Annotated in this window: 15 protein-coding genes; 8 read left to right on the forward strand and 7 right to left on the reverse strand. The window is 45.9% G+C overall.

What is annotated here, in order from left to right; genetic code table 11:
• Positions 1–251: 251 nt before the first annotated feature.
• The 5 genes from BW42_RS12990 to BW42_RS13010 all read left to right on the forward strand — a co-directional run bounded on the left by BW42_RS12990 (position 252) and on the right by BW42_RS13010 (position 5,914).
• On the forward strand, positions 252–2,639 hold the full coding sequence (locus BW42_RS12990; RefSeq protein ID WP_035411939.1) for an immune inhibitor A domain-containing protein: 2,388 nt from the start codon (positions 252–254) through the stop codon (positions 2,637–2,639).
• 274 nt (positions 2,640–2,913) lie between these two features.
• Positions 2,914–3,114: a cold-shock protein gene (locus BW42_RS12995; RefSeq protein WP_023469752.1), complete on the forward strand. Its 201-nt coding sequence runs from the start codon at positions 2,914–2,916 to the stop codon at positions 3,112–3,114.
• A gap of 119 nt (positions 3,115–3,233) precedes the next feature.
• Positions 3,234–4,199 (forward strand): ring-cleaving dioxygenase, encoded by a 966-nt coding sequence (locus tag BW42_RS13000; protein ID WP_035411942.1) that lies wholly within the window; start codon positions 3,234–3,236, stop codon positions 4,197–4,199.
• Between the two features lie 78 nt (positions 4,200–4,277).
• Positions 4,278–4,577 (forward strand): DUF3817 domain-containing protein, encoded by a 300-nt coding sequence (locus BW42_RS13005; protein WP_035411945.1) that lies wholly within the window; start codon positions 4,278–4,280, stop codon positions 4,575–4,577.
• A gap of 104 nt (positions 4,578–4,681) precedes the next feature.
• Positions 4,682–5,914, forward strand: coding sequence for a DEAD/DEAH box helicase (locus BW42_RS13010; protein ID WP_023469749.1), 1,233 nt, complete (start codon positions 4,682–4,684; stop codon positions 5,912–5,914).
• A 64-nt stretch (positions 5,915–5,978) separates the two neighbouring features.
• Here BW42_RS13010 and BW42_RS13015 read toward each other — a convergent pair whose 3' ends face one another.
• From BW42_RS13015 to BW42_RS13025, 3 genes are all read right to left on the reverse strand, one after another.
• Positions 5,979–6,392, reverse strand: coding sequence for a DUF2231 domain-containing protein (locus BW42_RS13015; RefSeq protein WP_035411948.1), 414 nt, complete (start codon positions 6,390–6,392; stop codon positions 5,979–5,981).
• Between the two features lie 79 nt (positions 6,393–6,471).
• Positions 6,472–7,641, reverse strand: a complete 1,170-nt coding sequence (locus tag BW42_RS13020) for a cell wall metabolism sensor histidine kinase WalK (RefSeq protein ID WP_035411953.1) — start codon at positions 7,639–7,641, stop codon at positions 6,472–6,474.
• Positions 7,634–8,311, reverse strand: a complete 678-nt coding sequence (locus tag BW42_RS13025; RefSeq protein ID WP_035411955.1) for a response regulator transcription factor — start codon at positions 8,309–8,311, stop codon at positions 7,634–7,636. Before BW42_RS13025 ends, BW42_RS13020 begins: the two co-directional genes overlap by 8 nt.
• 101 nt (positions 8,312–8,412) lie before the next feature.
• Between BW42_RS13025 and BW42_RS13030 the strand changes: the two genes are divergently transcribed.
• Genes BW42_RS13030 through BW42_RS13040 form a run of 3 tightly spaced genes read left to right on the forward strand, consistent with a single transcriptional unit; the run spans position 8,413 to position 10,186 of the window.
• Positions 8,413–8,718, forward strand: a complete 306-nt coding sequence (locus tag BW42_RS13030; protein ID WP_035411958.1) for a hypothetical protein — start codon at positions 8,413–8,415, stop codon at positions 8,716–8,718.
• An 11-nt stretch (positions 8,719–8,729) separates the two neighbouring features.
• Positions 8,730–9,620 (forward strand): FAD:protein FMN transferase, encoded by an 891-nt coding sequence (locus BW42_RS13035; protein ID WP_035411962.1) that lies wholly within the window; start codon positions 8,730–8,732, stop codon positions 9,618–9,620.
• Positions 9,608–10,186: a hypothetical protein gene (locus tag BW42_RS13040; RefSeq protein WP_035411965.1), complete on the forward strand. Its 579-nt coding sequence runs from the start codon at positions 9,608–9,610 to the stop codon at positions 10,184–10,186. Before BW42_RS13035 ends, BW42_RS13040 begins: the two co-directional genes overlap by 13 nt.
• A gap of 9 nt (positions 10,187–10,195) precedes the next feature.
• Here the strand turns inward: BW42_RS13040 and BW42_RS13045 are convergent, their stop codons facing one another.
• From BW42_RS13045 to BW42_RS13055, 4 genes are all read right to left on the reverse strand, one after another.
• A complete protein-coding gene (locus BW42_RS13045) occupies positions 10,196–10,981 on the reverse strand; it encodes a S9 family peptidase (protein WP_035411968.1) in 786 nt (261 codons plus the stop codon).
• A 132-nt stretch (positions 10,982–11,113) separates the two neighbouring features.
• Positions 11,114–12,670 (reverse strand): ABC-F family ATP-binding cassette domain-containing protein, encoded by a 1,557-nt coding sequence (locus BW42_RS13050; protein ID WP_023469741.1) that lies wholly within the window; start codon positions 12,668–12,670, stop codon positions 11,114–11,116.
• A gap of 31 nt (positions 12,671–12,701) precedes the next feature.
• Positions 12,702–12,875 carry a hypothetical protein gene (locus BW42_RS16460; RefSeq protein WP_023469740.1) on the reverse strand — a complete coding sequence of 58 codons (174 nt, stop codon included), beginning with the start codon at positions 12,873–12,875 and terminating at the stop codon, positions 12,702–12,704.
• Between the two features lie 86 nt (positions 12,876–12,961).
• The gene (locus BW42_RS13055) at positions 12,962–13,405 is read right to left on the reverse strand and encodes a hypothetical protein (protein ID WP_035411971.1); all 444 of its coding nucleotides are present in this window, start codon (positions 13,403–13,405) and stop codon (positions 12,962–12,964) included.
• Positions 13,406–13,504 lie beyond the last annotated feature (99 nt).

A 13,504-nucleotide genomic window follows, 5' to 3' on the forward strand; every position in this document is an offset into this window, starting at 1 on the left:
CCTCCCCTTTAGTGAATTAGAGTGCTTTCAGCGTACCGTTTTCTAAAACGGTGGAAGGATGTTTTTTTGAAAAAAAGGTGAAAGAATCTTTTGAAAATCTTTTGAAATTAATACTCAAAAATAGGTATGGTCATAAAGCACTAATTATCTTAAAAAAGATTGATTAAGGAAGTAAAATAAACTAAGATTTGAATATTCAGAAAAGTATAGTAATCTTTTACTTTTCACTACTACATAGGGGGTCAATTCACGTGGGAAAAAAGAAACAGCTTAGCTTAGCCGTACTGTCTGGAATTACGGCAGCTGCTTTTGCTGTCGGTCCGGTCTTACCTGGTGGGCAGGTAAAATCCGTACAAGCAGCAGAAAAAGCAGCCTCTGGTGCACCAATGGATTTAAGCACAGTCGATCAAGACAGATTGTTGAAAGTCTTGGAAAAACGTGGGGTCGTTTCAAAAGCCGCTTCCGTAGAAGCGAAGCAAAAAGCAGTCCAAAAGTATCTTGACCAAAAGGCGAACGGAAAACCAGCTCCTGATCATGCGCATGCATCGGGTAAAGAAGCAGCCTTCGACAAGAAAACAAAGGATTTCTTGACGAAGCAAAAGGAGAAGTTAGCAAAACAGCTGGACAAAAAGCATGATAACTACAAAAAAGGCAATCCGAACGGCTTCGTCAAAGTAGACAAAGCTAAGCAAGCAAAGTATAACGGTACGACACGGACGGACAAGGTATTGGTACTGCTTGTCGAGTACAGTGACTTCGCGCACAATAACGTCGTTCAAGAGCCAGGTTATATGTACGCTAAAGACTTTAACCAAAAGCATTATCAAGATTTGATGTTCGGGGATAAAGAATTTGAACTGTTCAACGGAGAAAAGGTTAAAACGTTCAAGCAGTATTATGAAGAACAATCGGGTGGAAGCTATTCGGTCGATGGGACGGTTTCGAACTGGTTAAAAGTTCCGGGAACAGCTAAGGATTATGGTGCTGATAGTCCAAAAGGCGGAAATGATAACTTGCCAGGAGCAAAAGGGCCGCGTGGACTCGTCAAGGATGCCTTGAATGCTGCCGTCAAGGCAGGCATCAATTTAGCTGAGTACGATCAGTTCGACCAGTATGACTTAGATGGCGACGGTAACTTAAATGAACCAGATGGTCTCGTTGATCACTTGATGATCATTCACGCAGGAACGGGGCAAGAAGCGGGTGGCGGTAAATTAGGGGATGACGCAATCTGGTCGCACCGCTGGACGCTCGATAGCGTTTATCCAGTCGAAAACACGACATCAAACGTTCCGACACGCTGGGGTGGGAAGATGGCAGCTTACGACTATACGATTCAACCTGAGGACGGCGCAGTCGGAGTCTTCGCGCACGAATTCGGACATGACCTCGGACTTCCCGATGAATACGACACGCAATACACAGGTCAAGGGGAGCCAGTCGCTTCTTGGTCCATCATGAGTGGTGGTAGCTGGAATGGTAAAATTGCCGGAACAGAGCCGACGAGCTTCTCTCCGCAAAACAAGGAATTCTTCCAGACAGTCATGGGCGGAAACTGGGCAAACATCCAAACAATCGATTTTGATTCGCTCACGAAAGCTGGAACAGCTTCGTACCTCGATCAGAGTGTCACGAAATCAAAAAATCCAGGGATCATCAAAGTCAATCTTCCACAAAAGCCAGTGAAAGGAATTGCTCCAGCGTTCGGCAAGAAGTACTACTACAGTACAAAAGGGAACGATCTTCATACATCGATGACGTCTCCTGAATTTGATCTGACGAATGCTAAACAAGCAAAATTTGACTTTAAAGCGTACTATGACGTTGAATTCAACTACGATTTCCTGACAGTCACTGCTACAGCCGATGGCCAGTCAAAAGTACTGGAAACGATCGGTAAAAAGGACACGGATGGCGATGAGCGAGCCGATTCTACTAAAGGCGCATGGGTAGATAAATCATACGACCTCAGTGAATTTGCTGGTAAAAAAGTCACGCTGAAATTTGAATATGTCACTGACGCAGGACTCGCGCTTGATGGTTTCGCGCTCGATAATGCTACGCTGACAGTCGATGGTAAAGTCGTCTTTGAAGATGATGCCGAGGGAACACCTAAATTCAAATTAGATGGTTTCGTCGCATCGAACGGCTTCACGTATGCAGATAACGCGTACTACCTTGAATGGCGCAACTATGCAGGTTCGGACAAAGCGCTCGAACATGCACGAGGTGTGAAGTACAACACAGGCCTTGTCGTTTGGTATGGTGATTCTAGCTTTGACGACAACTGGGTCGGTAAGCACCCAGGTGAAGGATTCCTCGGTGTCGTTGATTCGCATCCGGAAGCGATCGTCGGCACGTTGAAAGGACAACCGACGGTTAAGGACAGCACACGTTACCAAATCGCAGATGCTGCTTTCAGTTATGATAAAGCACCTGCATGGCTCATCGATTCGCCATCACGTGGACTTTACGACTATAAAGGTCTTCCAGGTGTGACGAAGTTTGATGATTCAAAATCGTATATCAACCAGTTGATTCCGGATGCAGGGAAATTGCTTCCGAACAATGGATTGAAAATTCAAGTCATCGGTGAAGCAAAAGATAACTCTGCTGGAGCAGTCTGGATCCACCGTTAAAAACAGAAGAACAGGTTCAGTTTCAGCTGAACCTGTTTTTTGTTTGAGTTACGTAGAAGAAGTGGAATCAATTGGAAAAACATTGGTCAGGCAACTTGACTTTTAAAGCGCATCCATTTTATACTTACGTTAGCTTAATATTGTTATTGTCATTACGGATTCACATCGTGTCACGAACAATCTTTTCGTTGCTCCATGTATTTCGGGACAATAATGAATTCCTTTCATATGCTCAGCATATGTATTAAGTAATTTATTTTTGGAGGTTGTTCCCATGAACACAGGTAAAGTAAAATGGTTTAACGCAGAAAAAGGTTTCGGTTTCATCGAAGTTGAAGGCGGAGAAGACGTATTCGTACATTTCTCAGCAATCACTGGTGAAGGCTTCAAAACACTTGACGAAGGTCAAGAAGTTGAGTTCGAAATCACTGAAGGCGCACGTGGAGCACAAGCTGCTAACGTCGTAAAACTTTAATTTCAACTATTCAATCGTCCCTTTTCGGAGGGGCGGTTTTTTATTAGACTAATATCTTGAATTCAAGATATTAGTGCGTTATACTTCAATTACCAAATCATTTACAGGGAGTGACGAAGATGGAGCTACTTGGAATTCATCATGTATCAATCTTAACAGGCATGGCAGAGCGAAATTATCAATTTTATACGAAAGTACTCGGAATGCGTTTGATTAAAAAAACAGTCAATCAAGATGACACGACATCGTATCATTTGTTTTATGGAGATGCGGAAGGGAATCCTGGAACAGATTTGACGTTTTTCGATATTCCACATCTTGGAACGGGTGTACCAGGAGCATCGAGTATTTCTTCGACATCTCTTCGTGTCAAAACAACAGCCGCTCTTCAATTTTGGAAAAAACGGTTTGAGGAAAAGGACGTTGAGCATGACGAAATTATTGAGCGTGCTGGACGACAGACACTGGCGTTTCGTGATCAGGAAGGAACGCGTTTGATTCTTGTCGCGGAAGATGGCGAAGTAGGTGTCGCAGGCGGTGTCCCATGGCCGCAAGAAGAGATTCCTTCTGAACATGCCATCGTTGGACTTGGAGCCGTGACATTGACGGTTAACGATCCGACACTAACGGTCCGCGTGCTGACGGAAGTGATGGGTTTCCGGAACGTTGGTCGCTATCCTTCACTAGCAGGTGACTTTGCTCCAATCGAAGTCTATGCGACAGGAGAAGGGGGAATCGGAGCAGAAGTCCACGTCGAAGCGCGTCCAGACCTTGATCGGGAACGTTTAGGTCGTGGTGGTGTGCACCATGTCGCGTTCCGTGTACCGAACAGTGAGGAGTACGAGAAGTGGGTCGAACGTCTGAATGCTTATCACTTACCGAACTCCGGTAAAGTCGATCGTCACTATTTCCAAGCCCTTTACTTCCGGGAACCGAATCATATCTTATTTGAACTCTCGACAGATACACCAGGATTTGCGACGGATGAGTCGGTTGAAACATTAGGGGAGACACTTGCGTTACCTCCGTTTCTTGAGCCAAAACGAGCTGCCATCGAAGCTCGGTTACGACCACTCGAAATCTGACAATCCTGTGACACAGGTCACAGATGGATCGTCCATCCCGTATACTAAGAGCAGGAATCAGGAAAAAGGAGTGACGGGATGTTAAGAACTACGCTTGGGCAATTCCGGATGATTGCGATATTAGAAGGAATTTCGTTTTTAGTCTTACTGTTGATTGCGATGCCGTTGAAATATATGGCGGACATTCCACAAGCAGTTTCGGTCGTTGGTGCACTTCACGGTGTCTTATTCGTCATGTACGCGATCTGGCTCGCCGTTGTGAAATTCAAATACGATTGGTCGATCATCAAGGCGGGTATTGCGTTCATCGCATCATTCATCCCGTTCGGCACGTTCATACTCGACCGGAAGTTAAAACAGGAAGCAACAAACGCGTAAATTGTGTATACTGAATAGAGCACGGCTGTGGATAACTGTTTTTGTCTATGCGAAGCAGGTTATCCACAGCTTTTTTCTGTGGATAATTTTTAGGAGGATATATTATGTCAACATTTGAAACATTACACATCAGTGACCTGTGGATAAAAAAATTACAAAAACAAGGCATCAAGGAGCCGACACCGATTCAAGAACAAGCGATTCCATCATTACTTGACGGACGCGACTTGATTGGACAGGCACAAACCGGAACAGGAAAAACACTAGCGTTCCTCTTACCGATTCTTGAGCAAATCGATGTCGAATCGCAAACGGTCCAAGCATTGATCGTCGCACCGACTCGCGAACTCGCGCGTCAAATCGCAGATGAGACCCATAAGCTGATTCGCAATACGGAACAGTACCGTGCTCTTGCAGTATATGGCGGGCAAGACGTCTTTAAACAGATTCAACGACTCGGACGGATGCCACAAATCATCATCGGAACACCAGGACGGATTCTCGATCATGTCGGTCGCGGCACACTAGACTTAAGCGAATTACGTACACTCGTCTTAGATGAGGCGGACCAAATGCTTCAAATCGGTTTCTTGCCAGAAATTGAAGATATCATCGAGGCAGCACCTGTTGATCGCCAGTTCGTCATGTTATCAGCAACGATGCCACCTAAAGTAGAGGAACTGGCGAAAACGTATTTGCGTAACCCAGTCGAAGTGCAGGTAGAAGCGGAAAGCATCACTGTAGAAGCGATCGAGCAGTTCGTCGTCGAGACGACGGATCGTCGCAAGCAGGCGACACTACGGACGATGCTTGACGAGATGCGTCCATATGCAGCCATCATTTTCTGCCGTACGCAACGTCGTGTCAGTAAATTAAACGAAGAAATGCAGATGCAAGGGTATCCGACGGATGAACTGCATGGTGGGTTGACGCAAGGGAAACGAGAAAAGGCAATGGCGAAGTTCTATCAAGGAAAAACACAATTCCTGATTGCAACAGACGTCGCTTCTCGTGGACTCGATGTGACAGGTGTGACACACGTCTTCAACTACGATTTACCGGACGATGCCGAAAGTTATGTTCACCGGATCGGTCGGACAGGACGTGCTGGGAACGATGGAATTGCCGTCTCGATCGTGACGCCGAAAGATGGTCGGACGTTCCGTGATATGGAACGTGAATTGAACATCTCGGTCACGCCAATCGTCGTCGAATTGTCTGAAGAGGCGATTCGCGCACAGCACGACCAGAGTAAAGGATCACGGAAGACGACAGAAGGACGTGGAAACACACGTCGTTCGAATAACCGTCGCCCGGGACGCGCACATCGTAAATAAACAGAAACAAGATAAAAGAGCCGGTCCATTTTCTCTGAAAAAGAGAAAATGAACCGGCTCTTTTTTATTTAGCATATACCATCTGACCACCAAGATGACCGGTATAAGCAAGTAATCCGCTACCGACGATGGCAACGACAAAACTGAGTAATAAAAACATTTTTTTGTTTGAGCGGTAACCCAATAACAAAAATAACAGCGAGACACCAAAGGCAACAAAGCTGAACAACGCGAAATGCTCATGATTTTCGATAGCAGCATGGGTAACGCTACTTAAGTTCGCTTCCGCATACTCTTCTGCTCCGTCTCCAGACAAATAGGCGGCGACCCCAGAAATCAGACCAACGACTAGCGTAAAGAGGGCGAACAATTTGAATTGCGTCCATTTCAGACTGACGAGTAACAATAACGTTGCGAATAATAAAAGTGCGATCGGTGCATGGACAAGAAGTGGATGAAGCGGTACGTTTCCCAACATATCAAAGACCTCCTTAGATAAGTATGATAAAGAATAATTTCACTTTACCCTGCTTATCTGACAGCTAACTGACACCGTTTTAAAGAGTTGGGAAATGAATGATGAAGCGTGTGCCTTCACCTAATGTTGAATCAATAGAAATCGTACCGCCATGTTGATCGACAATCGATTGAGCAATCGATAAGCCGAGGCCCGTACCTGTTCCGTGACGTGAATGATCCCCCCGGTAAAAACGCTCGAATATTTTAGTTTGTTGATCGGAAGCGATACCGATTCCACGGTCCTGTATCGTCAACTGACGTTCTGTAGTAGTTTCTTCGAGGGAGACATCAATGACTTTATCGCTGTAGACAAGAGCATTTTCAAGAAAGACCGTCAATAAGCGATTCAATTGATGGGCATCCCCTTTCATGTGTAAGTCAGGCGCGATCGAAGCGTGGATGATGCGATCCGAGTAGGCATGCTGAAAACGTTCGACGGTCTTTTGAACGAGTGAACTAAGGTCAACTTCCTGTTTCGGTGAAAGTTGTCCTTCTCGCGCAAGCAATAGTAAATCAGAGACTAAATACTGCATGCTTGCCGTTTCTGCTTTGATATCCTCTAGAATCGTTCGTCCTTCATTCGAAAGTGATTCCGCTTCTAGCAATTCAATCCCGCTGTAGACGATTGTCAAAGGTGTCCGGAGTTCATGTGAAGCATCGGACGTAAAACGACGTTGGCGATCGAATGCTTGTTGCACCGGTATGACGGCTCGACCAGCAAGGATGTATCCGACTAGTGTCAGGACAATCGTTGCGAGAACCGCAATCCCCGCAAGAACGGCAATCAATCGCTGTAAGGTATCTTCTGTCGGAGAGATGTCCTTCATCAGCAGTAGTCGTCCTTCTTCGGTACTCCGTTGATACAGTAAGAAGTGTCGATCATCCCAGTCCACTTGTTTCGTCGTATCATCTGACCTTAAAAAACGACGCAGTGTTTTGGACTCGACGTCTGGCGGCAGACTTTCATAGCGTTCGTTTCCTGAATCATCGAGTAACTGAAAGTAGATCGGATTTTGGATGAATTGATCTTCTCCGTGCTCGATCCGTTCGAAGATATCGCGATCAGATATGCCCTTCAATTGATTCAATTCCATTCGATTCAGCAATTGAGCGTTCGTGACATACACACCAATCAGGATGAGGACTAGTACAAAAAAGAACGAACCACTGAATAATAACGTCAGTCGTTTTCGAATCGAGTCAAGCATGTGGATCACCTAATCGATAACCGAATCCGCGAACTGTCCGGATCAAATTAGGAGCACCGACCGCATCTAGTTTTTTTCGAACAAGTCGGACGAGCGCATCGAGCGCGTTATCCGTAATATCCGCACCGATGCCCCACACGACTTCGATGATTAATTCACGACTCATCACCTGTTCAGGTCGTCTTAGGAGCAAAGAAAGGAATTCGAATTCACGTCGTGTTAAATCAATCGGATGGTGTTCATAGGAAATCGTTTGTGAGGACAGATCAAGGACTAGTCCATTGAAGGTGACCGTCGACACGAATGCCTTTTGTTGACGACGACTGAGCGCGCGCAGTCGTGCCAAAAGTTCATTTGATTGAAACGGTTTGACGAGATAGTCATCCGCTCCACTATCAAGACCATGGACGAGATCAATTTCCGTATCGCGAGCAGTCAGCATCAAGATGCCGCCTTCAAACTGTTCTTGGCGTAAAGTAGCGGCGACTTCGACTCCGCTCTTGCGAGGCATCATCCAATCGAGAACGAGTAAGTCATAGCGATACGTCTGACATTGGAGGAGCGCCTCCACTCCATCCCGTGCAACATCTACCTGATATCCTGCCCGCTCCAAATGGAGGCGTAACATCTTCGCAAGACGCTGATCATCTTCTGCTACCAAAACGCGCATGCACATCGCTCCTCTTTTTTTCTCATTATCCCATAGTTGCCGTCAGTTAGTTGTCAGTTTTTTTCGATACAGTAAACGTAACAAGAAGGGAGAGGAAACAGATGAAACCAAAACCATTTGCGAAATGGCTCGTCGGGCTTAGTAGTTCCGTCTTCATCGGACTTGCGATTGGTCAGTTGAGTGTCAGTTCGAGCGATTCCTCGACGACACCTGTTTCGACAGGCGATACGTATTCGAATGATACGACATTACCATCCCAAGGAAATCAATATAGCGATGATGAAGACGAATATGGAGAAGATGATGGATATTACGAAGATGATGATGGTCAATGGCAGGGCGACGAATCGTCTGGATTCAGTCAACCAGGTGGGTCGAGTGACGGTCAGTCCAGTCATTCGAGGTAAGGAGGAGGAAAATGGAGCGACAATTGTATGCGATGCATAATCAGGTGCGATTCGTGACGGATCAGCCGATTGATGAAGCCGAGTGGGAGGAACTCATCCGTTTCTTTCATTACGTCGATCGACAGTGGTCACGCTTTGATGATCAAAGTGAGGTTAGTCGATTGAATCGTTTGCGGATCGGGGACATGATATCGGTGTCCTTACCGTTAGCCCGCTTACTGGCACGCGCCACACGATACTTCGAACAGACGGAACATTATTTTTCTCCGTTTCTGCTAGCTCAACAACAAGCTAATGGTTACCGGCAATCGTTTCCGTTCACGCAAGCCATCGCTTATGAAGAAACGGCTCCACCGGAAATCGCACCATTCATCATTGAAGGATGCGACGTGACTCGAGTCGGAGGCGGCTTTATCGATCTAGGTGGAATCGGAAAAGGTGCTGCCGCGATGATCGCGGCGCAATGCCTACGAAAAACCTGGAACCGTGGACTGATTGAAGCGGGAGGTGACGTCATCGTCTGGTCTGAGGAGAAACCATGGAATATCACAATTACGCATCCCGAGACCGAACAACGCGTCGCTGATGTGCAATTACGACAAGGTGCGATTGCGACATCGAACCGTGTCTATCGATCGTGGAAGACGGACGGACAGACGCATCATCATTTGTTAGATGGACGAACAGGGCGTCCGACGAGGAGTCCGATTCTGCAAGCGACGGCGTCTGCTCCACAACTCTATGAAGCGGAAGTCATGACAAAGCTTGCCTTTCAGATGACAGAAGCAGAACGTCAAGAAAAATTGTTTCGTTGGTTTCCGAAAGGACGATTACTGATTTTAGACACTACAGGAGAATGGCGAAGCGAACAGAAAGGAGTGAGTGAGATATGGACTGGATGAAATGGTTGTTCTCGACATGGACGATGATTCGCTTGAGTGGCTTAAGCGGACACTTCTTCATGACGATTTCAGTCCTAGCAGGATTGCTTGGTTCCTACCCGGCTCTCAAAAAGCAAAAAGCACGATTGCATCACGTGCACTTATATAGTGGTTGGGCAGGATTGCTCGCAATCGTCCTCCATGCGACGCTCATCATTGTGGATACGTACGCACCACTGACAATCTTCGAGGTCTTGATTCCAGGACAAGCTTCCTATGAACCGCTTTGGAATGCATTTGGAACGATCAGTCTCTACTTATTTGGGTTCGTTCTCGTGACTTCGGATTTCTTAAAGGAGACGTTAGGCAAGACACTTTGGAAATTGACACATTGGCTTGTTTTACCTGCCTGGCTATTGATGACGGCACATGGTCTTTTCATCGGTACAGATACCGGAACACTATTTACGACGGTTTGGTACGCTGTCTCGACATTGACGATGTTCACACTTGTTCTGTACCGGATGCGGATCCGTCCTATGCAACGGACTCGAACTTCAGCAAAAGAGCGCTCAGTCGTACACTGAGCGCTCTTTTCATTGTCGGGCGAGCCAAGCTGTCCATTCGTTAAAGGCAGCATCCCGATTCTCAATATAGTTGTGATCACTATCGACGATCGCTTCCTCAAACGGACTGTCCGATACCAATAAGTCATGATGGAGCGCTTTGATCGATGTTTCGTCTCGTTCTGACGTCATGAGCAACATCGAGCGATCGGCTAGACGTTCTTTTAGCGTCAGTAAGTTCCAGGTCGTATGATGGTGCTTTAACTCGTCAAGTAACGCGTCAGCAGTGGCGTCATTTAGGAAAGCAGCTCCTCGCTCGAGAATACCATGAAGCACAGGCTCGTATTCCGGATGTTCGAGGACGAGCTGACCGACGAGTCCAAAATTAAACGGAGAAATCCCGACATAATGTTCAGCCTCCGGTGTCTCAGCAAAAGCATGAAGACCGGCGAACCCACCCATGCTATGACCGACAACGGTAATCTGATCAGCCTTGATACCGTGTTCAGTAGTGAAAGACTTGGAGCAGACGTAACGTAAAGTTGCCGTTGCGTCTTCCAGAACATGTTGGAATCGGAAGGTTCCGGGACTTCCGATCGTTCCACGATATGACGTGACAAGCACATGGTATCCTGCGCTTTGAAGTTGTACTGCCCAGTCCATGTTTAACTGTTTCCCGGGAAATCCGTGAAAGAGGACAATTAATGGAGCATCCTCTGTATGTTCAGGTGAATAGAGGCGGGCAATCAATTGTTCCGAACCACCGCTTGGAACATGTAAATAGGATAAAGTTGCTTTTTTCGTGATCGTTTCCAAAAAAACACGCTCCTTCATAACCATTTTCTAAGTCTTAGTGTGCGTGAAGATGCACAATCATGCAATGATTAAGTGTATGAACTAAAAAGATGGGATACCCATCTGGGCATCCCATCTTTTGTAAAGCATGGCTTAGAATACTTTTGTCGTCCATGATTCACAGTTCCATAAGTCTGTTGCAACAGCTTCATAGAATTCTGGTTCGTGTGAGATTAAGAGGACGGTTCCTTTGTACTCTTGTAACGCACGTTTTAATTCTTCTTTTGCTTCGACGTCCAAGTGGTTCGTCGGCTCATCGAGTACGAGGATGTTCGATTCCGTGTTCATCAATTTACAAAGACGGACTTTCGCTTTTTCTCCACCGCTGAGTACTTCGATTTTCGATTCGATGTGTTTCGTCATCAAACCACACTTCGCGAGCATGGCGCGGACTTGCTGTTGTGTCAGAGACGGGAACGTATTCCAGATCTCTTCGATACACGTATTCGAGTTCTTCTCTTTGACTTCTTGCTCGAAGTACCCGATATGCAAGTTCTCTCCCCGCTCAACGACACCCGAGACAGCCGGGATTTCACCGAGTAAACTCTTGAGCAACGTCGATTTCCCGATTCCGTTCGCACCGTGCAAGGCGATCTTCTGTCCGCGTTCGATCGTCAAATCAAGAGGACGAGACAGTGGCTCATCGTATCCGATGACAAGACCCTTTGCTTCGAACATCAATTTACTTGGTGTCCGTGCTTGGAGGAAGTGGAACTCTGGTTTTGGCCGTTCCTGTGCGAGTTCGATGACATCCATCTTATCAAGTTTTTTCTGACGTGACATCGCCATGTTCCGTGTCGAGACACGCGCCTTGTTCCGGGCAACGAAATCCTTCAACTCAGAGATTTCCTGCTGTTGACGCTTGAATGCAGACTCAAGTTGTTTTTTCTTCGCTTCGTGGATCGTGACGAAGTTGTCGTAGTCACCGACATAACGGTTCAATTCTTGATTTTCCATATGATAAATCAAGTTGATGACGCTATTGAGGAATGGAATATCGTGCGAAATCAAGATGAATGCATTCTCATATTCATTTAAATAGCGTTTTAACCACTCGATATGCTGGACATCGAGATAGTTGGTCGGCTCATCAAGTAAGAGAATATCTGGTTTTTCAAGAAGGAGTTTCGCAAGCAGAATTTTCGTCCGCTGTCCACCACTGAGCTCCTGTACATCCCGGTCAAGTCCGATTTCATCGAGACCAAGACCGCGTGCGATTTCTTCGACTTTTGCATCAATCGTATAGAAGTCGTTATTTGTCAAAATGTCTTGTAAGACACCGACTTCTTCGAGCATTTTTTCGAGTTCTTCTGGCTCGACTTCACCCATTTTACCGTACAAATCATTGATTTCCTGTTCGATATCGAACATGTACTGGAATGCACCTTTGAGAGCATCCCGAATCGTTAATCCTTTTTCAAGGACAGCGTGCTGGTCTAAATAGCCGACGCGCACATGCTTCGCCCATTCAACTTTCCCTTCATCCGGCTCAAGTTGCGACGTGATGATATTCATGAACGTCGATTTCCCCTCACCGTTCGCACCAACGAGACCGATGTGCTCGCCTTTTAACAGGCGGAAGGAGACATTTTCGAAAATGGCGCGGTCACCGAATCCGTGACTTAAGTTAGATACCGTTAAAATACTCATAATTGCTCCTTATTTCATGAATTCCTGTGACTTAGACGCCTGTCCGTTTTTTCTGGTTATTCGCTTTTTTCGTCTGTTGGCTCGTCAATTGTTTCGTTTGTGTTCCTTGTAAGCCAGTCGGACGTTTAGTTTGCGCTTGTTTTTTTGCTTTCAAGCGCTCGATCATTGCCTCTTGCAATGATAGTTTTTTTGGTTGTTCACTCATGTTCGTTCACCTCGATTGATTCGTTCTTACCTTCTAGTATGCCAAAAAAAACGTCTCTTGGAAATGAAGAGACTTGATTTTACGTCTCAAAGTGTATCTGCAAGATAGACGACATAACAATTCCGATCGATATCAATTTCACAGCTGTCACGCTCAAAAATACCGTGTCCTTCGACTTCAATCTTGTCTTTGATCAAAAAACGAATCGCTTGGATGTGATTTGGAACCGTTGATGTCTTTAAAAGCGGTTGGGCGCTTTCGGATAGATACTGTCTGAATTCAATATGAATTTGATGCGGTGGATAAACACGTTCTTCCGTCGCACGCGGTGATGCTTTGATGTGGTCGACAATCAATTGATCGTATTCACCTGCCATCTCATTGGAACGAAGCTCGTATTGATGTCCTTCGATGATATGGAATTCGCAGAGTTGGTGGGCGATGATTTCTTCCGGTTCGATCGCATAACGATCATATTGATAGATCGGCTGGAATTCACTATTTTCTTCAACATAGTAGGCAAGTGACATGCGTAAATCCTCCTTTTCATTCTATAGATACTATTACCACATTTTGATAAAAAAAGTTCCGGCAGAACAAAGAAACTTTTCTCTTCGAAAAAGCGTATA

The sequence above is a fragment of the Exiguobacterium sp. RIT341 genome (assembly GCF_000632205.1).
Taxonomy (GTDB): domain Bacteria; phylum Bacillota; class Bacilli; order Exiguobacteriales; family Exiguobacteriaceae; genus Exiguobacterium_A.